Origin of the sequence: Burkholderia sp. WP9 (assembly GCF_900104795.1) — a bacterium.
Classification (GTDB): domain Bacteria; phylum Pseudomonadota; class Gammaproteobacteria; order Burkholderiales; family Burkholderiaceae; genus Paraburkholderia.
The window spans coordinates 861,411-882,210 of sequence record NZ_FNTG01000002.1 but is presented as its reverse complement, the minus strand read 5'-3'; the positions used below and the strand labels follow the sequence as shown (position 1 = coordinate 882,210).

The 20,800-nt window shown below is 63.5% G+C and carries 18 protein-coding genes; 7 read left to right on the top strand and 11 right to left on the bottom strand.

Annotated features, from left to right (window positions below; translation table 11 throughout):
• Window positions 1-4: 4 nt before the first annotated feature.
• Both BLW71_RS25245 and BLW71_RS25240 read left to right on the top strand, forming a co-directional pair.
• A complete protein-coding gene (locus BLW71_RS25245) occupies window positions 5-1,969 on the top strand; it encodes a beta-galactosidase (protein WP_091803123.1) in 1,965 nt (654 codons plus the stop codon).
• A 126-nt stretch (window positions 1,970-2,095) separates the two neighbouring features.
• A complete protein-coding gene (locus BLW71_RS25240) occupies window positions 2,096-3,256 on the top strand; it encodes a glycoside hydrolase family 53 protein (protein WP_091803120.1) in 1,161 nt (386 codons plus the stop codon).
• A 22-nt stretch (window positions 3,257-3,278) separates the two neighbouring features.
• On the opposite strand, the gene BLW71_RS25235 is transcribed toward BLW71_RS25240, so the two are convergent.
• The 6 genes from BLW71_RS25235 to BLW71_RS25210 form a co-directional block, all read right to left on the bottom strand.
• Window positions 3,279-3,605: a hypothetical protein gene (locus BLW71_RS25235; protein WP_091803117.1), complete on the bottom strand. Its 327-nt coding sequence runs from the start codon at window positions 3,603-3,605 to the stop codon at window positions 3,279-3,281.
• A 231-nt stretch (window positions 3,606-3,836) separates the two neighbouring features.
• Window positions 3,837-5,195 carry an MFS transporter gene (locus tag BLW71_RS25230; protein WP_091803114.1) on the bottom strand — a complete coding sequence of 453 codons (1,359 nt, stop codon included), beginning with the start codon at window positions 5,193-5,195 and terminating at the stop codon, window positions 3,837-3,839.
• Window positions 5,196-5,271: 76 nt separating this feature from the next.
• A complete protein-coding gene (locus tag BLW71_RS25225; RefSeq protein ID WP_286162094.1) occupies window positions 5,272-6,489 on the bottom strand; it encodes a porin in 1,218 nt (405 codons plus the stop codon).
• Between the two features lie 349 nt (window positions 6,490-6,838).
• Window positions 6,839-7,183, bottom strand: coding sequence for a cupin domain-containing protein (locus tag BLW71_RS25220; protein ID WP_091803111.1), 345 nt, complete (start codon window positions 7,181-7,183; stop codon window positions 6,839-6,841).
• Window positions 7,184-7,216: 33 nt separating this feature from the next.
• Complete coding sequence (locus BLW71_RS25215; RefSeq protein ID WP_091803109.1) at window positions 7,217-8,206, bottom strand: M14 family metallopeptidase; 990 nt, start codon at window positions 8,204-8,206, stop codon at window positions 7,217-7,219.
• Between the two features lie 43 nt (window positions 8,207-8,249).
• Window positions 8,250-9,332, bottom strand: a complete 1,083-nt coding sequence (locus tag BLW71_RS25210) for a tartrate dehydrogenase (protein WP_091803105.1) — start codon at window positions 9,330-9,332, stop codon at window positions 8,250-8,252.
• Window positions 9,333-9,510: 178 nt separating this feature from the next.
• Between BLW71_RS25210 and BLW71_RS25205 the strand changes: the two genes are divergently transcribed.
• On the top strand, window positions 9,511-10,452 hold the full coding sequence (locus BLW71_RS25205; protein WP_091803100.1) for a LysR substrate-binding domain-containing protein: 942 nt from the start codon (window positions 9,511-9,513) through the stop codon (window positions 10,450-10,452).
• Between the two features lie 36 nt (window positions 10,453-10,488).
• On the opposite strand, the gene BLW71_RS25200 is transcribed toward BLW71_RS25205, so the two are convergent.
• From BLW71_RS25200 to BLW71_RS25180, 5 genes are all read right to left on the bottom strand, one after another.
• On the bottom strand, window positions 10,489-10,887 hold the full coding sequence (locus BLW71_RS25200) for a hypothetical protein (RefSeq protein ID WP_286162093.1): 399 nt from the start codon (window positions 10,885-10,887) through the stop codon (window positions 10,489-10,491).
• Between the two features lie 141 nt (window positions 10,888-11,028).
• Window positions 11,029-11,526 (bottom strand): Lrp/AsnC family transcriptional regulator, encoded by a 498-nt coding sequence (locus tag BLW71_RS25195; protein ID WP_011491802.1) that lies wholly within the window; start codon window positions 11,524-11,526, stop codon window positions 11,029-11,031.
• 51 nt (window positions 11,527-11,577) lie between these two features.
• On the bottom strand, window positions 11,578-12,975 hold the full coding sequence (locus BLW71_RS25190) for an aspartate aminotransferase family protein (RefSeq protein WP_091803097.1): 1,398 nt from the start codon (window positions 12,973-12,975) through the stop codon (window positions 11,578-11,580).
• A gap of 183 nt (window positions 12,976-13,158) precedes the next feature.
• On the bottom strand, window positions 13,159-14,085 hold the full coding sequence (locus tag BLW71_RS25185) for a 2-hydroxyacid dehydrogenase (protein WP_091803093.1): 927 nt from the start codon (window positions 14,083-14,085) through the stop codon (window positions 13,159-13,161).
• 5 nt (window positions 14,086-14,090) lie between these two features.
• Window positions 14,091-14,963 (bottom strand): GNAT family N-acetyltransferase, encoded by an 873-nt coding sequence (locus tag BLW71_RS25180; RefSeq protein ID WP_091803090.1) that lies wholly within the window; start codon window positions 14,961-14,963, stop codon window positions 14,091-14,093.
• Window positions 14,964-15,243: 280 nt separating this feature from the next.
• Here BLW71_RS25180 and BLW71_RS25175 point away from each other — a divergent pair, with 280 nt between their 5' ends.
• From BLW71_RS25175 to BLW71_RS25160, 4 genes are all read left to right on the top strand, one after another.
• Window positions 15,244-16,722, top strand: a complete 1,479-nt coding sequence (locus BLW71_RS25175) for an aldehyde dehydrogenase family protein (RefSeq protein WP_091803085.1) — start codon at window positions 15,244-15,246, stop codon at window positions 16,720-16,722.
• 298 nt (window positions 16,723-17,020) lie between these two features.
• The gene (locus BLW71_RS25170; protein WP_091803081.1) at window positions 17,021-17,689 is read left to right on the top strand and encodes a haloacid dehalogenase type II; all 669 of its coding nucleotides are present in this window, start codon (window positions 17,021-17,023) and stop codon (window positions 17,687-17,689) included.
• A gap of 72 nt (window positions 17,690-17,761) precedes the next feature.
• Window positions 17,762-19,036: an NAD(P)/FAD-dependent oxidoreductase gene (locus tag BLW71_RS25165; protein ID WP_091803077.1), complete on the top strand. Its 1,275-nt coding sequence runs from the start codon at window positions 17,762-17,764 to the stop codon at window positions 19,034-19,036.
• 79 nt (window positions 19,037-19,115) lie between these two features.
• Complete coding sequence (locus tag BLW71_RS25160) at window positions 19,116-20,732, top strand: ABC transporter substrate-binding protein (protein ID WP_091803074.1); 1,617 nt, start codon at window positions 19,116-19,118, stop codon at window positions 20,730-20,732.
• Window positions 20,733-20,800 lie beyond the last annotated feature (68 nt).

Sequence of the window (20,800 nt, the reverse complement as noted above, 5' to 3'; positions counted from 1 at the left end):
TCTCATGCAACTTGGTGTCTGTTATTACCCGGAACAATGGCCGCGCACGATGTGGGCCGACGACGCGAAACGTATGGCCGAACTCGGCATCACCCATGTGCGGATCGCTGAATTCGCGTGGAGCCGGATGGAGCCGCGCGCCGGCGAATTCGTGTGGGGATGGCTCGACGAAGCGGTCGACACATTGGCGGCCGCGGGATTGAAACTGGTGCTCGGCACGCCGACCGCTTCGCCGCCGAAGTGGCTGATCGACGCGTATCCCGACGTGCTGCCGGTGCGCGCCGATGGCACGCGCTGGAATTTCGGTTCACGCCGGCACTACGATATATCCAGCGAAACCTATCGGCGCGAGTGCTTGCGGATCGTCACGGCAATGGCTCAGCGCTACGGGCGGCATGCCTCGATCGTCGCGTGGCAGACCGATAACGAACTCGGCTGTCACGAAACCGTGCCCAGCTATTCGCCTGCCGCGCTCGTGCGCTTTCAGACGTGGCTGCGGCGGCGCTACGAAACCGTCGAAGCGCTCAACGACGCATGGGGCAACGTATTCTGGAGCATGGAGTATCCGTCGTTCGAGGCGATCGGCTTGCCGAACCTTACGCCCACCGACGCCAATCCGATTCATCTGCTCGACTTCCGCCGCTTCATGTCGGACGAGGTGGCGGGTTTTCATCGCGAGCAGATCGACGTGTTGCGCGAGCATGCGCCGGCTGCGGATCTGCTGCACAACTTCATGGGATTTTTCACGACCTTCGATCACTACCGTTTCGCCAAAGACAATGCGATCGATGTCGCCGCATGGGACAGCTACCCGATCGCGCGCACTGAATCGATCTCGCTGCCCGACGAACAGAAAGCGCTCTATGCACGCACCGCGCACCCCGACGTTTCCGCGTTCGACCACGATCGCTATCGGGCAATCGGCAGCGGGCGTTTCTGGGTGATGGAGCAGCAGGCCGGTCCGGTCAACTGGGCGCCGTGGAACCCGGTGCCGGCGAAAGGCATGGTCAGGCTGTGGGCTTACGAGGCGTTCGCGCACGGCGCGGAACTGGTGTCGTATTTCCGCTGGCGTCAGTGTCCGTATGCGCAGGAGCAGATGCATTCCGGGCTCAATCTGCCGAACAACGAACTGTCGCCGGGTGGCCTCGAGGTGCAGCAGGCGGCGCGGGAAATCGCCGCGAGCGCCGCACTGTCCGAACTCGACGCACCGGCGCGTGCGGCTGTTGCAGTCGTATTCGACTACGAGACGCAATGGATGTTCGAGATTCAGCGTCATGGCAAGACCTTCGACTATCAGACGCTGGCGTTCGACTACTACGAGTCGTTGCGCGAACTCGGGCTCGACGTGGATATCGTGTCGAGCCGCGCGGATCTGTCGGCTTATGCGATGGTGGTCGTGCCGAGCATCGCCGTGGTCGACGATGCGCTCGTGCATCAGATCGAGCGAAGCGAAGCGCAATGGGTGTTCGGCCCGCGCAGCGGCTCGAAAACCGACAGCTTCGCGATCCCCTCCACGCTGCCGCCCGGCGCGTTGCAACGCGTTCTGCCGATGCGGGTGCTCGAAGTCGAGACGCTGCGGCCCACGCTGGCACCGGCGGTGTCGATTGGCGGCACGCACGGTGTGGCGATGCATTGGCGCGAGCACGTGCGGGCCAACCTCGATACGCAGGTCGATGCGCAATTCGACGACACGTGGCCCGCAGTGCTCTCGCACGGCAAGGTTCGCTACGTGGCCGGCTGGTTGTCGCATGCGTTGCATCGCACGGTATTGGAGCAGGCCGCGCGCGATGCCGGCATCGAAACGCAACGGCTGGCGGAAGGCTTGCGCATCCGGCGGCGCGGCGCTCTGACCTTCGCGTTCAACTTCGGTGCGCAGCCCGTGCATGCGCCGGCGCCGGTTGCTGCGACGTTCGTGCTCGGCAGTGCGCTGCTGAAAACAGGCGACGTGTGCGCATGGAAGAGCGAATGATCTGATTGGCTGTTCGACGGAATCGGATCCAACAGTGTGTGTAGTCGGAGGGTGACACTCAAGCGCTTCAACCTGGGACCAGGCGGCCTTCGGAAGAGCCGCCCATCAATAGATGGAGGATGACAGATGAACAGAAGAGAAATGCTCGGCTGGCTCGCGTCGACGGCGGCCGCAGCCGGTGTCGGCGCAACGCTCGGCCCGCCGGCGCTCGCGGCGGAGTTGCAGGCTTCGGGGCGTGGCAGTCGCTTTGCGAAAGGCGCCGACGTATCGACGCTGCTCGAACTGGAGGCGAACGGCGCGAAGTTCTATGAGCACGGCGTGCCGCACGACTGTCTGTTGCTGCTGAGAAGGCATGGCGTCGATTCGATTCGTATCAAGGTCTGGAACGATCCGGGCAACCCGAACTTCTATCCGGCCGATCAGAGTCCCGCCGCCGGGTACAACAATGCGGACCATGTGCGCCTGCTTGCGCGCCGCGCGGCCGCGCTCGGCATGCGCGTGCTGATCGATTTCCACTACAGCGACTGGTGGGCCGATCCGGGCAAGCAGTATCCGCCGCACGCGTGGGCCGGCAAGGATATCGCGCAGACCTGCGCGTTGCTGTCGGAGTACACGAAGAATGTGCTGAAGATGCTCAAGCGCGACGGCGTGCACCCGGAGTGGGTGCAAGTGGGCAACGAGATCACCGGCGGCATGCTGTGGCCGCTCGGCAAGTACGATCAGTGGGACAACCTCGCCCAATTGCTCAAAGCGGGGCACGACGCGGTCAAATCCGTCGACGATCGCATCAAGGTCATGTTGCATATCGACAGCGGCGGTAACAACGCGACGAGCCGCTGGTGGTTCGACAGCGCGACCCAGCGCGGCGTTACGTTCGATGTGATCGGCCTGTCCTACTACCCGCAGTGGCAAGGCTCGCTGAGCGATCTGCAGAACAACGCGAACGATCTCGCAACGCGCTACGACAAGGACGTGATGGTGGTCGAGACGGCCTATCCATGGACCACCAGCGACGGCGATTCCGAACCGGACGCGATGACCAACGTCGGGACGGCGAGCTATCCGCAGACGCCGGCGGGCCAGGCGCAGTTTCTCGGCGCGTTGACGGACATTGTCGAGGCGATACCGGATGGCCACGGCAAAGGCGTGTTCTGGTGGGAGCCGGAATGGATTCCAACGCCGAATGTCGGATGGAAGCTCGGCGCCGGCGATCAGTGGGACAACAACACGCTGTTCGATTTCCACGGCAACGCGCTGACGTCGCTCGATGCCTTTCGCCAACGTTAGTGGCTAGTTGAGCGCGCGGGCGCTACTTCGCGGGCGCCTGCGCCTGACGGTTCGCGCAGTCCGACGTAAACGCCATGCTGGCCTGGTCCGGCGTCATGCGCGGCGCGTCCGGGCTGTAGATCTTCTCGATGATGGCGCTGACCGCTTGCCGGTCAGCCGCGTCCTTGTAGTATTTGGCCGCCTGGTCGAGCGCTTGCGCCTTGGTCTTTTTATGCGCGCGCCACGACGCGACCTGGCCGGCGATATCGCCGATCGCAAAGCACTGATCGCTGACGGTTTGCGCGACGGCCTGAGCGGCCGGTTGCGCGAGGCACGCCGCGAGCAGCGCGGCAACGACTACGCGTTTCATTCCTTGAACCCTGTGGTGAGGTGAGCAACGTTGCCCGAGCGATGGCATGCGCCACCGCGGCAACCGAACTTGCCAACAGGCACGTAGTTTATCGGGAAGTGGCGCGCCGCGTTTTTTCACGCGACGCCGCAATAGAAAAAGCCGCCTCGCAGGGCGGCTTCAAACAGCCATCGGGTCATGCGGCGCATCCGTTGCCGGACGGCATCCTCGAGATGCGCGCGCTTCGTCTCTTCAATGCCCGAACGACTCCGTCTTCGAGGCGCTCACGTTCGACACATGCGGCCGTGCCGCCTGTTTGATCAGCAACGCCACGCACGAAATCAGACCCGCCACCGCGACCATGGCGAAGATGCCCGCGAACGTGAAGTGGCGGCGCGTCAGTTCGGCCACGAGAAACGAGCCCGCAATGCCGCCGAAGCGCCCAATGCCGAGCATCCACGCCACGCCCGTGCCACGGCCTTCGGTCGGGTAGAACGCGGCGGCGAGCGCCGGCATCGACGACTGCGCGGTATTCATCAACACGCCGGCCACGAACACGACGAACACCAGCGCGCCCACGTTGCCCACCGCCTGGCCGATGAAATACACGCTCACGGCCGTCAATGCATAGCAGGCCGCGATGATCCGGTTCGCGTTGAAGCGGTCCATCAGCACGCCGCACAGCACGGCGCCCACGCCGCCGAGCGGGAACAGCGCGGAAATCAGCGTCGCGCGTTGCGGCGTGAGGCCGGCGTCCTTCAGCAGGATCGGCATCCAGTTGATCGACGCGTAGAAGATGACGAGGCCCATGAAATAGGTGATCCACAGCATCACCGAGCCGATGATGTACGGGCGCGACAGCACCACCGCCACGCCCTTGCCGCCGGTTTGCGGCGCGGTTTCGGTCATGATGAAGGTGCCCGCTTGCGCCGCTTCGCTGGAAATACGCGAGAGCGCCGCGCGAATCCGTTCGACCGGCTGGCTATTGGCCACCATGTAGCGCACCGACTCCGGCATCTTGAGCGCCAGCAGGATCAGAAGCAGCAGCGGGGTGATGCCGCCGAGCAGCAACACGCTGCGCCAGCCGAAATGCGGAATCATCCACGCCGCGAGAAATCCGCCGAACGCGGCGCCGAGCGGAAAGCCGCAGAACATCAGATTGATCACGGTCGCGCGGCGGCGATCCGGGCAGTATTCGCCCATCATCGTGACGGCGTTCGGCATGGCCGCGCCCAGACCCACGCCGGTGATGAAGCGCAGCGTCGTCAATTGTCCGATGCTGTTCGAGAAGGCCGAGGCGAGGCACGCCACGCCGAACAGCAGCACCGAGCCGAGCAGCATGGAGCGTCGCCCGAGCCGGTCGGACAGCGGTCCCGAGCCGAGCGCGCCGCAGGCGAGGCCGAATAGCGCGGCACTCAGCACCGGCGCAAGCGCCGGCTTGGTGATGCCCCATTCGGCGATCAGGGAAGGCGCAATGAAGCCGATCGCGGCCGTGTCAAAACCGTCCAGCAGGACGATGATGAAGCACATGAAGAAGACGAGCCACTGGAACGGCGAAAAGGGATGTTCGTTGAGGAAGGTCTGAACGTTCACAGCGTTGCTGCGGCTCATGATGTGTCTCCTGACTGCGGAATACGGAAAGGCCCGCCGTAACGAGCCTTCCTCTTTTTAAGATCGTGCGCCGATTTTAGAAGCGGTGCACGATGCCCACGCCTGCGGCGAACTGGCTACGCGACGACGACGGCGCGCTCTGGAAGCCGTCGCCGATGGTTGCCGTCGCGCTGATGATGTGACCCGAGCCGGCCGTGCCCAGCGTATTGCCATTGGTGCGCTGGAACGCCTGCAATGCATAAAGGCCGGTGCGCTTCGACAACGAATAGTACTCGGACAGGTTGACCTGCTGGTACTGCGCCGAACTCGTGATGCCGTTCGCCTTGGTAGCGCGAGTGTAGCTGTAGCCGGTCGCGAAGTCCCACGAAACAGTTGGCTTCCAGTGCAGCACGACACCGCCCGTATTGAAGATCGCCGTGTCGCGGAAGCTCGAGTTGATACCCGGAATGTACTGCACATTCGAGTAAGCCGCGGACACGTCCCAGCCATTGCCGAAGTTATAGCCGCCGGTCACGGCAAAACGCTGCTGCGCCTGTGCCGTTTGATAGCCGTTGGTCACGGCCGACACGCCCGGCTGCGCGCCGTTGTTCGACACGGTGGAATCCGCGCCGTAGGCACCGCCACCCAGCGTCGAGTTGTTGATGCGCATGAAGCCCACCGCGACGCCAACCGGGCCGTTGATGTACTGCACCGCGCCGCTCCAGGTCGAGCCGCGGTTCAGGCTGCCCGGCACGCCGCCGAGGGCGTACGAACCGCTGAACGTGAAGCCGTACAGTTTCGGCGACGTATAGACGAGCGAGTTGTTCGCGCGGTAAATCGTGTCGAGCGCGTCGACGTCGCCCGGGTGCGCGCCGTAGTAGCCGGTGAGCCACGTGGTCGGGCTATACGGCGACAGCAGCGAGTAGTAAGCCGTGTACTGGCGGCCGGCCTGCAGCGTACCGTAGGTCGGGTTCGTCACGCCGACCCATGCCTGGCGGCCGAACATCGCATTCGTGTATTGCTGGGCGCCGGTGCTCGAGTTGAAGCCGGATTCCAACTGGAAGATGGCCTTGGTGCCGCCGCCGAGATCTTCGCCGCCCTTCAAACCGAAGCGGCTGCCGGCCCATACGCCGTTGATCATGTTCACTTTGGACTTGCCGCCGGCGTTCGAGCCAAGCGAGCTTGCGCTGCTTTGATAGCCGATACCGGCATCGACGATACCGTACAGCGTGACGCTGCTTTGCGCGAAAACCGGTGCGCTGGCGAGAGCGGCGATCGCGCATGCGATCCGGGTCATAGTGATATTGCGATTCATAAAGGTATTCTCCAATTCGACCTGCTTCGACTGACTTGAGCGTGGTTGGCGACCCGGCCGTCGTTTGATTTTTCTCCGCCGTTCTGTTCGTATGTAGAACAGCGATTCTTTGTGCGAACAAGGCTGAACTGTAAGTAAGATGGCGACGAGGGGTCAACGCGGGATTACCCCACTCTGTTGCAGATGCACATCGACTGGGAAAAGACGCTGGACAGCGCGAAGAACGAGGGAGGCCGCGGCGCGCTTTGGCGCGCCGGGGGGAGACGGGGTGTTGGCAGAAGGGGGAGCGCGGCCCTCGCAGGGCCGGCATGGTGCAGCGCGGCGCTCGGTGAACAGCGTGAAACGGTGGTCAGAAGATGACGTAAACCTTGCGCATGGTTTCCTCGACTTCCCACAGCCCTTCGGTGTTGGCTTCGAAGAAGAGCGTGTCGCCACTCTCGAAGTGGATGGTTTCCTCGTTATCGGGCGTGAAGCGTCCGCGTCCGGCAATGAAATGCATCACTTCGGCCTGCTTGACCGAGCGGCGATAAGTGCCCGTGGTGCATTCGAAAATGCCGGTGTCGATGGACTCGCTGCCCTTGATGACGCGTTGCACGCCCGACACCTGGATCGGCGTCGTGCCGGGCAGCCCGGCCGTGCCCCAGTCCTCCAGATTCTGCAGATTCACGCTTTGCTTGAGCTGCTGTACCTTCATCGCTACGTTACCTTTGAGTGTGGATGGGCCGTTTCATTGGCTACGGGTTGGGGTGTTCGTCACGGTCTGCTCGATCTTGCCCAGCCGCACCACGGTCACGCCCGGCCGCAGTTGCCGCAGCGATGGCATGACGAGCATGCAGTCGTCGTAGGGCGTGGTGATGGCCTCGCCGTTCGACCAGCCGATCACGGCACCGGCCTCGGGAAAGATCTCGAGACCCGTATACGCCGCCGCGAAACGGAAATCCATGCTGGTGGCCACCACCGGCTGCGTCACGCGGACGATATGCTGCACGCCCGGCAATGGCGCAAGCCAGCCGGCCGGCAGATCCGCTTCATCGACCACGCCGGCCAGCAGCAGAAAGCGCGCGGTGGTATCGCGCGCGACCGCAACCGCATTGCGTTCCCAATGCTGTCCGCATTCGATCAGCAGCGCGTTCTTTGGGCTGGCGGGGTCGCCGAAGCCTTCGTAATCGCGCATGCGGCGGCCTTCCGGATGGCCTTCGTCGCAGATCACGGTGGCGGGCGTGCCGAGTCGCACGGCGAGGTCGATGCCTATTTGCAGCGGTCCCGCCACGATCAAAGGCTTACTCTTCTCGTGCATGGAGTGCAGATCGAGCAGAAGATCGACGCTGTCGATCACGGGCCGCATCGCGCGCGCACGCTCCAGCTCGCTGGACGTGCGCGAAGTATCGTCGAGCACCGCGGCAGTCCATACGCGGTTGAAATCCTGATCGACGAAGCGGGCCGCGTCCGGCTGCGCCGAATCGAAACTCCGATATGCGTCGACGTTCGCGAACGCCAGTGTGAGGCGTCCACGGCGTGGCCGCAGCGCGCACCGCAATAATTCGTCCACGACGATCGCGCCGCACACTTCGTTGCCGTGTGTGAGCGCGTTGATCATCACGTGCGGACCCGGTGCACCCGAGTCGAACGTGTGGACATAGGCGATACCGGATGCCGATTGTTCGTGGCCCGAAATATCGGGGAATTCGACTTCGATAGGGTAGGCTTCCGTGCTCATGCGAGTGTGTCCTTGCAGAGAGTGTGCGGGTTGACCGGCGAGCTCAGGCGAGCTTTGCCGCGATCGCCCGGCCGACCTCGGTGGTGTTCGCCTTGCCGCCGAGGTCGCCGGTATGCGGACCTTCAACCAGCGTCGCCTCGATTGCGGCGAGAATCGCGTCGTGCGCCTCGCGCTCCTTGCCGGCGTGGTTGCCGAGGAAGTCGAGCATCATCGCGGCCGACCAGATCATCGCGATCGGATTGGCGATGTTCTTGCCCGCGATGTCCGGCGCCGAGCCGTGCACCGGTTCGAACAGCGACGGAAACTTGCGGTCCGGATTCAGATTGCCCGACGGCGCGAGACCGATCGTGCCGGTGCAGGCGGGGCCGAGATCGGACAGAATGTCGCCGAACAGATTGGTGGCGACCACCACGTCGAAGCGATCCGGGTTCAGCACGAAGCGCGCGCAGAGAATGTCGATATGCTGCTTGTCCCACGTCACGTCCGGATACTGCGCGGCAATGCCGGCCGCGACTTTGTCCCACCACGGCATGCTGATCGCGATGCCGTTGCTTTTGGTGGTCACCGTGATCTTCTTGCGCTTGCGACGTTGCGCGAGATCGAACGCGAACTTCAGCACGCGTTCGCTGCCGTGCCGCGTGAAAACGGACTCTTGCAGCACGAATTCGCGCTCCGTGCCTTCGAACATCACGCCGCCCACCGACGAATATTCGCCCTCGGTGTTCTCGCGCACGATCCAGAAATCGATGTCGCCCGCCTTGCGGCCCGCGAGCGGCGAAGGCACGCCGGCAAAGAGGCGCGCGGGGCGCAGGTTGATGTACTGGTCGAATTCGCGGCGGAACTTCAAGAGCGAGCCCCACAGGGAAATATGGTCGGGCACCGTGTCGGGCCAGCCGACCGCGCCGAACAGAATCGCGTCCGCCGATTGCAGTTGCGCTTTCCAGTCGTCCGGCATCATCTTGCCGTGCTTCGCGTAGTACTCGCAGCTCGCCCATTCAATGTGCTGATACTCCAGCTCGATGCCGAAGCGCGTTTTCACCGCCTCCAGCACGCGAATGGCTTCCGGCATGACTTCGACGCCGATGCCGTCGCCGGGAATGACTGCGATCCGATATTTCTTCGACATGTTGTGCTCCTCCGCTTGGGACTGTTTGGGGCTGCTTGGGACTGTTTGGGGCAGCTGGACGATTCGATAACGGCTATTTTATTCCTGCTGTTTGAGACTAAAATAGTCGCTTTAGTTAAGCCACTGTGCACGATTCGTGTACAAACTCAGGTGCAGGCCAATCACCCATGAGCGTCCTATGAGCACCGTCCCATCACCCGATCTCGGCGACTTGCGCGTGTTTTGCGAAGTGGCGCGCAAGTCCAGTTTCAGCGCGGCCGCGGAGGCCCTGTCAGTGTCCGCGGCGTATGTCAGCAAACGCATCAACGTGCTCGAGACTACGCTCGGTACGCGTTTATTGCACCGTTCCACGCGCCGGGTGGCGATCACGGAAGCGGGCGAGCGCGTCTACACGTGGGCCGAAAAGATTCTCGACGACGTCGATCAATTGGTGGAAGACGTCTCCACCACCCGCCGCATACCCGGCGGCAAGCTGCGCATTTCCAGCAGCTTCGGCTTTGGCCGCCGTTTCGTCGCGCCCGCGCTCGCGCGCTTTTCCGAGCGCTATCCGCAGTTGAGCGTGCGGCTCGATCTGTTCGACCGTCTCGTCGATGTGGGCGGCGAAGGCTTCGATCTGGATGTGCGCATTGGCGACGAGATCGCGCCGCATCTGATCGCGCGGCGGCTCGCGTCGAATCATCGCGTGCTATGTGCGTCGCCCGGCTACCTTGCGCGGCATGGCGCGCCGCGCCAGCTTGCCGAGTTGTCCTCGCATGCGTGTCTCGCGATCAAGGAGCGCGACCATCCGTTCGGGCTCTGGCGTTTGACGTTGCGCGGCGAGACGGTCTCGATCAAGGTCACGGGACCGTTGTCGACCAATCACGGCGAAGTGGCGGTGGAGTGGGCACTGGCCGGGCGCGGCATCGTGCTGCGTTCCATGTGGGACGTGCGGCCGCTGCTCGAAAGCGGTCAGTTGCAGCAGGTGCTGCCCGAGGTCACGCAACCGGCGAATCTGTGGGCGGTGTATCCGGCACGGCTCGCGCAGTCGGCGAAGGTGCGGGTCTGCGTCGACTTTCTGAGTGAGGAATTCGCGCAGTGGAGTCCGCCGGCCGAGGGTGCGGCCGGGGGGGAGATGGGGTGACCTGACGCGCGTTGCTAATCGATCGGATCTTTACGCTTACTTTTCGCTTATTGCGCGCACGATGATCCCGTCCCATCCGAACACGATTTTGTAGTCGCTCATTCCGAAGACTGCGAAGCAGTTTTCGCTATGGAGCAACGTCGTTCGCGCGGGTAAGCCGGTTTCGTTGACGGTGAGTCCGAATTGCCTGTTCAACTCTGTCTCTGTATCCACGTCGATAACTGTAAAGCCTGGACGCGGTACGCAGCTTTCCTTGTCGAACGCAATCGACTTCGGCGTAATCGTTATGGTCTTGCCGAGAATCCGCTTTGCCTCGAGGATACCGCGAGATATATCCGAATAGTCCACCACGTCGGTGACGACCCACTTGCCCACGAAATCGCCGACCGAAGTGGACTTCGTCTGTGCGGCGGAGGTGCCCGCACCAAACGTCATGGCGATAGCTGCGAATAGTAGGCGTCGAATCATCGCGCCCCCTGTCTGAATGGCGCGGATTCGCGCTGGCGTCGGTTCAGCAGTCCTCGACTCAGCTTCGCAGGGCCGCATATCCCAATCATGCAAGGTTCCAGAGACGGCCTAGTGATGATTCTGCGAGAACAGCGTTTCGAGCGGGTAGTGGCTCTTCACGAACGGCGACTTGATGATCACGTAGCTGAAGTACTTCTCGATCCCGATGTCGCGTTCCAGCAGCCCTTCCACGATGCTCTGGTAATGGCTCACGCTGCGCGTGACGAACTTCAGCAGGTAGTCGTAGCCGCCGCTGGCAAGATGACACTCGACGATCTCGTCGACGTCGCGGATCGCATTCACGAACTTGATGAAGTCTTCCCGCCGGTGATCGGCGAGCGTGACTTCGGTAAACACGATCTGCACGTCGCCGAGCTTTTCGAGCTGGATCTGCGCACCGTAGCCGATGATGTAGCCGGCTTTCTCCAGACGCTTGACCCGGATCAGGCAAGGACTGGGCGAAAGGCCGACCGCGTCGGCAAGCTCGACGTTGGTTATGCGGCCTTTCTTCTGCAACTGGGAAAGTATGCGCAGGTCAATCCGGTCTAGCTTGCAGTCGCTGCTCATCGTAACGTTATCGCTCCGGCGATCGGTGTGGGGCTGGGATGGCCCTCTACTCTAGCATGCGTTGGCATGGGTTTTGACCTTCAACGCGGCGCGCACATCGGCTTGTGCGAGAACATCGTCGAGGGTCTTTTCAAGCCGCTCGAACATCAGATCAAACTCGGCCTCGGTGTACGAGAGCGCCGGTGCGAAGCCGAGAATGTTGTCGCCGAAGGCCCGGAAAATCAGGCGGTTTTCATACGCGGCGGCGGCGATCCGTTCAGACAGTTTGAGCGCCGGGTCGAAGCCCGCCTTGCTGTCCTTGTCGGCGACGAGTTCGAGCGCGCCGAGCAGGCCACGGTGGCGCGAATCGCCCACCAGCGGATGCGCAAGCAGCGCGTCGAGGCCGCGCGCGAAACGCGGTGCGCGCGCCACGCCGTTCGCTAACAGCCCGCCTTCGTGATAGAGGCGCAGCACTTCCAGGCCGATCGCCGCGCTCACCGGATGCGCCGAATACGTATGGCCATGGCCGACCACCGCCTCGGCGTCGCCGTTGGCGATGCCCTGATAGATTTCGTCCGACATCAGCACGGCGCCCATCGGCGCATAGCCCGCGGTCAGGCCTTTGGCCACCGTCATCAGATCCGGCTCGACGTTTTCGCCCTGGCAGGCGAACAGCGGACCGGTGCGGCCGAAGCCGGTGATGACTTCATCGGCGACGAACAGGATGCCCAGCTTACGGCAGCTTTCACGCATGGCCGTGAGCCAGCCGACCGGCGGCACGATCACGCCGCCCGAGCCCTGAATCGGCTCGCAGAAGAATGCGGCGACGTTGTCGGCGCCGAGTTCGGCCACCTTCGCTTCGAGCGCGGCGACCGAGGCGGCGATCAGCGCGGCGTCGTCGGCAAAATCGCTGCGGTACGCGTACGGCGACGGCAGATGATGCTGGTTCGGCAGCGGCAGATCGAAGTTGCGGTGGAACGCGGGCAGGGCGGTGAGGCCGGCGCCGGTCGTCGACGAGCCGTGGTAGCCGCGTTGCAGCGCGATGATGTGTTTCTTCGACGCGCGCCCCGTGGCGTTGAAGTAATGCGTGATGAAGCGCAGTGCCGAATCCACCGCGTCCGAACCGCCGAGCGTGAAGTAGACGTGCTGCAGCGAAGCGGGCGACACCTCGACCAGCTTTTGCGCGAGTTCGATGGCCGGCTCCGAGCCGAAATGGAAATAGCCGGTTGCGTAGGGCAGTTTTTGCATCTGCGCGGTAGCGGCGTCGACAATGCTTTGCTGGCCGTAGCCGACATTCACGCACCAGAGTCCGGAAAACGCGTCGAGCAGTTCGTTGCCGGCCGCGTCGCGCAGAAACGCGCCGCTGGCGGACTCGAGGACGGTGACGCCGCGTGCTTCGTGCGCGCGGTAGTTGATGACCGGGTGAATCAGATGCTTGCGGTCGGCTTCGATGAGCGATTGAATCGGCATGATGGTTTCTCGTCGCGGGAAGGGGCTGTTGACCGTCCCATACTACTGATCAGCGGCGATCGCCTGCTCACCTAAACAATTGCCTGAAAAGCGCGCACGACGCGTTTTGATGCGTGACCTCAGCATTTTATGCTGCGAACACTGAAAAGCCGTGTCGCGCGGGCGTTTCGTCCGGTTCTGCCCTCAATAGCCTTGCGCGCGGTCGATCTGGCCAACCATAGGCAAGCCCGCGCGATGGCGGCGCAGGTTCTCCAGCACTACGTCGACGGCGGTGTCGGGCCGCGTCGCACTCGCGATATGCGGCGTGATACGCACGCGTGGATGCGTCCACAACACATGACTGGCGGGCAGCGGCTCGGGATCGGTGACGTCGAGAATGGCGTTGTGCAACTGACCGCTTTCGAGCGCCGCGAGCAAATCCTGCTGATTCAGATGCGGACCACGCCCCGTTTGAATCAGCGAGGCGCCGCGCGGCAGCTTCGCGAACAATTCCGCATTGAGCAGCCCGCGCGTGGCGGGCGTGAGCGGCAGCAGACAGATGAGGATGTCGGTGCGAGCGAGAAACGCATCCAGCGCGCCTTCACCGGCATAACAGTCGACGCCCTCGATCTCGCGAGCCGAACGGCTCCATCCCGCACAGTCGAAGCCGAACAGACGCAGCCGTTCCAGCACGGCCGTGCCGAGCACGCCGAGCCCGAGCACTCCGACGCGGCGCTGGCTGGCGGGCTTGAGCGGCAACGCGCGCCAGACCTGCTGCTGTTGCTGAAGGTTGTAGTCGAACAGATCGCGATGAATGGTCAGCACAGCCTGTGTGACATATTCGACCATGCCTTCCACGATGCCCGGCTCGATCATGCGCACCACGGGTACATGCTCCGGCACGCCGGACAGATCGAACTGATCGATACCCGCGCCGACCGAGAACACGACTTCCAGATTAGGGAAGGTGCGCGTCGGGTCTTCAGGCGGCTGCCAGGCGGCGAGATAGCGGATCGCGGCCGGATCGCCGAGTTCGGGCCAGATATGAAACGGCAAGTCCGGCGCTTTCTGCGCGAAGAGTTTCGCCCACTGGGCGCCGCGCGCCGGGTCGGCTTTATAGAGGAAGGCCATGTTGGTCAGCAGATTGCCTGGTTGATGATGCCGTATTGCAGGTAATGCGCATCCTGTCCGCCGCTCGCGGGCTGGCCCGGCGTGGCGGGGCGGATCATTTTGACGACCGTGTCCACGCGCGGCAGCCCCAGCTGTTCCAGCCATTCGGTCAGACCGCTTTCGCCCGGCGTGTCGATACGCACGAACACGCCTTCGTTCAGCGCCAGCCAGTGGCTGATGAGCGCCTTCGCACGGCTCGATTCCTCCGAGGCGGGCGCGACCACCGGACCGATCGCAAAGCCGCGCCCGAAGCGGCGAAACAGTGCGAAGCCGATCAGTTCGCCGTCGCGGTCCAGCGCGATGCCGTCGGCGGCGCCCAGCAGTGCGGGCAACACTTCGCCGCGGTCCAGGCCGCTGGCCCGCGACGCCAGTTCGACCAGCCGCGCGGTATCGCTCGAACCGAGCGGACGCAACCGTTCGCCGGGCGGCAAGGACACGAGCGGCGGCTGGAACGCCGCGCCCTGATGCTGATCGAGCGTGCCGGTCGCGCGAAAGCCGAGCTTTTCATAAAGTGGCTGGCCCGCGGGGGTGGCGTGCAGGAAGGTGACGCGCCCGCCCAGTTCTTCCAGCACCAGATCCATCAGCTTTCTGCCGATGCCGCGCCCCTGGTGCGCCGGCGACACGATCACCATGCCGAGCGAACCATGCTCGGCTCCGTATTTCCAGCACAGGGCGGTGCCGATCACACCGCTCGGGTCTTCCGCGACGAAGCCCACGCCCAGTTGCGCCACGAATCGCCAGTCGTCCGGGCGATGCGGCCATTTGACTTCGACGGTCAACGCGTGCGCAGCGGCGATGTCCTCGAGGGTGAAGCGTCTATAGGTAATCGAATCGGACACGCCGAGCTCCCTGATTGACTGAAGGCTTACGCCGTCACTGTGTCATCCGGTGCGCGGTGTGACTAGGACGATCTTTTTATCGCGGCCCCCGGAAAGGACCGCAGCGCAATTCGATGCAAAACGCCAGGTCCGGGCACGCATTACAGGTGAGTTCTGCTGCGCGGCGATTTTTGTCGGCGACATATGCCACGCCGCCGGCTCTACGATTTTGTCATGGCGGCGGCGGTCTCGGGACCGCGCCGCGCGAGACCACCAGCCAGTCACACAGGACACCTCTCTCATGGACAGCTTCAATCCAGACGACGTCGCGATTCGCAGCGGACACTACATCGGCGGTGAGTATGTCGAGGCGGGCGAGCATCGCATCGAGGTGGCGCGTCCATCGGACGGCGTGGTGTATGCCTCGGTGCCGCTTGCCGACGCCGCGATGGTGGACCGCGCCGTCGAGAACGCATGGCAGGCATTCAGGACGAGTGGCTGGGCGCGCATGGCGCCGCGCGAACGCGCGAAGATCCTGCGCCGTTTCGCCGAGCTGGTCGAAGCCGACGCGCCGACGCTCGGCCGTCTGGAAGCGCTCGGCTCGACGCGCCCGATTGCGCAGGCGATCGGCTGGGACGTGCCGTTCACCGCCGAGGGCATCCGCTTTTACGCCGAGTTCGCCGACAAGCTGGGTGGCGACGTGGCGGCCACCGATCACGATCATCTCGGCATGACGATCGCCGAACCCTACGGCGTGATCGGCGCGATCGCGCCATGGAATTTCCCGCTGGTCATGGCGTCGTGGAAGATCGCGCCGGCGCTGGCGGCCGGCAATGCGGTGGTGCTCAAGCCCTCGGAGATGACGCCGTTCTCGGTCTTGCGGCTCGCCGAACTGGCGGTGCAGGCGGGCGTGCCGGCCGGCATTTTCAACGTGATCCAGGGCGATGGCCGGGTGACCGGCGACGAACTGGTGCGCCATCCGAAGATCAGCAAGGTCACTTTCACGGGTTCCACGCGGACCGGCGCGTCGATCATGGCCGCGTGCGCCACCAGCGGCACCAAGCCGGTCACGCTCGAACTGGGCGGCAAAAGCCCGCAAATCGTATTCGCCGACGCCCCGCGTCTGGACGATGTGGCGCGCCGTATTGCCGGCGCGATCACGGGCAACGCGGGGCAAGTGTGCGTGGCGGGCTCGCGCCTGCTGGTCGAGCGCAGCCTCGCTGAGCCGCTTGCCGAACGCATCGGCAAGATCTTCGCCGAGTTGAAGCCCGGCGCGACATGGGCCGCGGGCACGACGCTCTCGCCGATCATTTCGGCGCCGCAGGCGGCGCGCATAGAAGGCATTGTCGGACGCACGCTGGAAGCCGGTGCGACGCTGCGCTACGGCGGCGTGAGAGCCGACGGCGGCGCTGATGGCGCGTTCTACGCCCCGACCTTGCTCACAGACGTCACGGCGCACTCCGAAGCGGTGCGCGAAGAAGTCTTCGGGCCGGTGCTGACGCTGCAAACCTTCGATACCGAAGAAGAAGCGCTCGCGCTCGCGCAGCATCCGGAGTACGGCCTCGCGGCCGGCGTGCATACCGCCGACCTCGGCCGGGCGCTGCGTTTCGTGCGCGGGCTCGAAGCAGGCACGGTGTGGGTGAACCGCTATGGCCGCACCTCGGACTTCATGATTCCCACGGGTGGCTACAAGCGCTCCGGCATCGGCAAGGACCTGGGCCGGCAGGCCTACGAGGCGAACCTGCGTTTCAAAAGCGTACTGATCGACCTGCGGGCCTGAAGACGCCTTTGAGCACCCGCCGGCCGCTTCGCGCGCCGGTCGCAAACCCAGTAGGGGCAAGGGTTTAGCCTGATCGCCGCATTCTGTGCTGTCAGCGGCCCGAAAACGCATGGTTTGTGTCACCGGCAGCGCCCTAATCAGGAACATCTATGTTTTTGCGCTGATTAAATCTTTTACAGGAATTAGCTTTTGTCGATCTGAGCGGGTGCGAAGCACTTGCTCAGATCCCCTGCAAGATAGTTGCTGTTTTCGCCAATGAACTCCGACCACGAGTTCACCATCACGATAGGACTGCACCATGATCGAATTCGAACCGAAATACATCACCTTCGACTGCTACGGCACGCTGACCAAATTCCATATGGCCGACATGACGCGCGAGCAGTACGGTCATTTGCTGAACGGCGAAGACCTGGAAAAGCTCGTCGCGTTTTACTCGGGCTACCGTCGCGACGAAGTGCTCGGCGCATGGAAACCCTATCGCGACGTGGTGGTCAACGCGCTGCGCCGCGCGTGCAAGCGCATGAACGTCGAATTCAACGAAGCGGGCGCGCAAAGCATCTATGACGCCGTGCCGACCTGGGGTCCGCATCCGGACGTGCCGGAAGGCGTCGCCCGTCTGGCGAAGAAGTACAAGCTGGTGATTCTCTCGAACGCTTCGAACAACCAGATCCAGAGCAACGTCGACAAGCTCGGCGCGCCGTTCTACAAGGTCTTCACGGCAGAGCAGGCGCAGTCGTACAAGCCGCGCATGCAAGGTTTCGAATACATGTTCGACCAGCTCAACTGCAATCCGGAAGACGTGCTGCACGTGTCGTCGAGCCTGCGCTACGACCTGATGACCGCGCACGACCTGGGCATCAAGCACAAGGTCTTCGTCAACCGCGGCCACGAACCGTCGACGCCGTACTACCAGTACTACGAGGTCAACGACATTCCGCATCTGGCTTCGGAACTCGGCCTGTAAGCGCCGGTTGCATTTGCGCCCGCCAGACACTGCCCACCGCCTCGCTCATTGCCCATCTCAAGGACCTCACGGATGAAGCTCGATTCCTATTGGCTCGACACCGCGCCGCCACTGCTGTCGGCGTGCGAGGGTCCGGTCGACGGCCAGACCGATGTGGTCGTGATCGGCGGCGGCTTCACCGGACTGTCGGCGGCGCAGGCGTTGGGCAAGCGCGGCGCCACGGTGACCGTGCTCGACGCGGGTCGCATTGGCGGCGGCGCGTCCGGGCGCAACGGCGGCCAGGTCAATACCGGAGTCGCGCAGGACTTCGTCGCGCTGGTCGCGCAACTCGGTGTGGAGCGCGCGAGCGCCTGCTACCGCGCGTTTTCGGACGCGGTCGACACGGTCGAGCGTCTGATCCGCGAGGAAAACATCGACTGCAATTACATCGCGACCGGCAAGCTGAAGCTGGCGTCCAAGCCGCATCATCTTGCGCATCTGGAAAAGACGGCCGAAGCGATTCGCCGCGAAGTGGATACGGATATTGAACTGATCGACCGCAGCCGTATTCGCAGCGAAATTCAATCCGACAGCTTTTACGGCGGATTGCTGCAACGGCACGGCGGCCAGATGCACATGGGCAAGTTCACGGTGGGTCTCGCCGAGGCGGCGGTGCGCCGCGGCGCGAAGCTGTACGAGAACGCGGCGGTCACTGCCATCGCGAAAGACGGCGGCGGCTTTCGTATCACCTCGGCGCGCGGCGAAGTGCGCGCGAAGCAGGTGCTGATCGCCACCGGCCCGTCGCGGCACGGTCCGTTCGGCTGGTACCGCAGGCGTCTCGCGCCGGTCGGTTCGTTCATCGTGGTGACGGAGCCTGTGGCGCCGGCGTTGCTGGCGCAAGTGTTTCCGAACCGGCGTGCGTACACCACCACGCGTTTGATGCACAACTACTTTCGCGTGACGCCGGATTCGCGACTTCTGTTCGGCGGCCGCGCGCGCTTCACGGCGTCCGAGAGGCCGTCCGATGCGAAGAGCGGTCGCATCCTGCAAGAAGGCCTCGCCGCGATGTTCCCAATGCTCGCGCAGGCGCGCATCGACTATTGCTGGGGCGGTCTGGTGGACATGAGCGCCGATCGTCTGCCGCATGCCGGCCAGCACGACGGCATTTATTTTTCGATAGGCTACAGCGGCCACGGCACGCAGATGTCCACGCACATGGGCCAGGTGATGGCCGATGTGATGGACGGCCACGAAGACCAGAATCCGTGGCGCGAGTCCGAATGGCCCGCGATTCCCGGCCACACCGGCAAGCCCTGGTTCCTGCCGCTCGTGGGGACGTACTACCGCATCAAAGACATTTTTTATTGATCGTTTGTTGTTCGATTGGCAGTCAAAACCACGCAGCCACGCCTGCTTAACCTCGTTGCTCACCTCGCGGAGAAGTTCGATGAATAAGGAAAACTCGCAACATGGCGCTCTTGGACTCGGAAGCGAGTTGGAGCGATTGACTGCCAAAGGCGCGTCGCGGCGCGGCGTGCTGCGCGCAATGGCCGCCGCCGGCATGATGTCGGTCACCGGCGCCGGCTTGTTGACCGCCAGCGGCGCGGCGCTCGCGCAGGCCAAGCCGAAGCAGGGCGGCAAGATCCGTGTGGCGACGCAATCCGCTTCCGCGGCCGACACGCTCGACCCCGCGAAGGGTGCGCTCGGCACCGACTACGTCCGCGGCTTCATGTTCTACAACTGTCTGACCGAACTCGATGCGCATCTCGGCGCGAAGATGTCGCTGGCGACCTCGCTCGATACGAAAGACGCCACCGTGTGGGTCGTCAAGCTGCGCAACGGTGTGCAGTTCCACGACGGCAAAGCGCTCGCGCCGGCCGACGTGGTGTATTCGATCATGCGCCACAAGGATCCGGCCACCGCCTCGAAAGCGAAGACGCTGGCCGATCAGATCAAGGAAGTGAAGGCCACCGGCCCGAACGAAGTGACGATCACGCTGGAAGGCCCGAACGCCGATCTTCCGGTGATCCTCGCCACCTCGCATTTCCAGATCATCAAGGACGGCACCAAGGACTTCAAGACGGCGATCGGCACCGGCCCGTTCAAGGTCAAGGAATTCTCGCCGGGCGTGCGCACGGTCGGCGTGAGAAACGAGAAGTACTGGAAGCCGGGCATGCCGCACCTGGACGAGATCGAACTGATCGGCATTGGCGACGAATCGGCGCGCGTGAACGCGCTGCTCTCGGGCGACGTGCAACTGATCAACGCGGTGAGCCCGCGTTCGACCACCCAGATCAAGGGCGCGGGTGGTTTCTCCGTGCTGGAGACGAAAACCGGCCTGTACACCGACCTGGTTGTGCGCGACGAAGGCGGCATTACCGGCAACGACGATTTCCGGCGTGGCATGATGTATTTGCAAGACCGCGAGCAGATGCGCCGCGCGATCTTCCAGGGTTACGGCACGATCGGCAACGACCAGCCGATCGATCCGACCAACAAGTACTACCTGGCCGGCTTGCCGCAGCGCACCTTCGATCCGGACAAGGCGAAGTTCCATTTCCAGAAGGCGAAGGTTGGCAGCGCGCCGATCCAGATTTTTGCTTCGCCGGCGGCCGAAGGCTCGGTTGAAATGGCGATGTTCCTGCAGCAGGTCGCGCCGCAAGCCGGTCTGAATCTGCAAGTGTCGCGCGTGCCGGCCGACGGCTACTGGTCGAACCACTGGATGAAGCATCCGCTGGGTTTCGGCAATGTGAATGCGCGCCCGAGCGCCGACGTGATCTTCACGCAGTTCTTCAAGTCGGACGCGCCGTGGAACGAAGCGAACTGGAAAAGCCCGAAGTTCGACCAGCTGCTGCTTCAGGCACGCGGCGAACCGGACGACGCCAAGCGCAAGAAGATCTACGGCGACATGCAGGTGCTGGTGCATGAAACGGGTGGTGTCGGCATTCCGCTGTTCCAGAGTTCGCTCGACGCGTACACGGACAAGCTCAAGGGTCTCGGCTCGATTCCGCTCGCCGGCCTGATGGGTTTCATGTTCGCGGAAAATGTCTGGCTCGAGGCCTGAGCCGGATCTGAAGGGCGGTTACGAAGGGTTTCCGGTCTGACGAACTGGAAAGTCACACCCTGCAACAC